The organism is Photorhabdus africana, from assembly GCF_035181445.1.
GTDB classification, from domain to species: domain Bacteria; phylum Pseudomonadota; class Gammaproteobacteria; order Enterobacterales; family Enterobacteriaceae; genus Photorhabdus; species Photorhabdus laumondii.
On the sequence record NZ_JAXBVE010000143.1, the window covers coordinates 1 to 666 of the forward strand.

At 49.4% G+C, this 666-nt stretch carries 1 pseudogene; it reads left to right on the top strand.

From position 1 onward, the window contains the following. Positions 1-666, top strand: a pseudogene (locus tag SLS51_RS23115) (IS1634-like element ISPlu4 family transposase); the annotation flags it as partial.

Below are 666 nucleotides of genomic sequence, written 5' to 3' on the forward strand. Positions count from 1 at the left end.
CACGGCGACGCTTTTCTGGCGATGATCCTTAACGGGCTGGGGTTTCACAGCCGGACATTGCACATGTTTTCCGGCTTTTTTCAACATAAGCCGATTGCGCGTTTAATTGGCGCTGACATTGAAGCTGAACACCTTAATGATGATGTGCTCGGCCGTACATTGGATGCCTTATATGAAGCGGGGGTGTCGGAAGTTTATCAGGTGCTTGCTGAGCAAGTGGTTGATAAATTAGGGTTAAATCCCGATGCCGTTCATTTGGATATCACGAGTTTTCATGTCGATGGTGACTATGACAGTCTGGTGGGGGATGACACAAAACGTATTGCACTGGTGCCGGGTTATAGCCGGGATCACCGGCCTGAACTGAACCAGGTTGTCCTTGAACTGATTTGCGAAAATCAGGCAGGTATCCCTGTCTATATGCAGGCTATGAGCGGGAATACGAATGATGCCAAAGCCTTTGCCCAGACGATCAAAACCCATATTCAATGCCTGAAAGCGGCACAAAACAGCCGCTACTTTGTGGCCGATGCCGCCCTTTATACTGAAGCCGCGATCGCTTCGCTTCATCAGCAAAAACAACGATTTATTACGCGTGTTCCCCTGACGATCAAGGAAGCTAAACAGTCTCTCCTGAACGTGACAGCGGAGCAATTCAGCCCCATC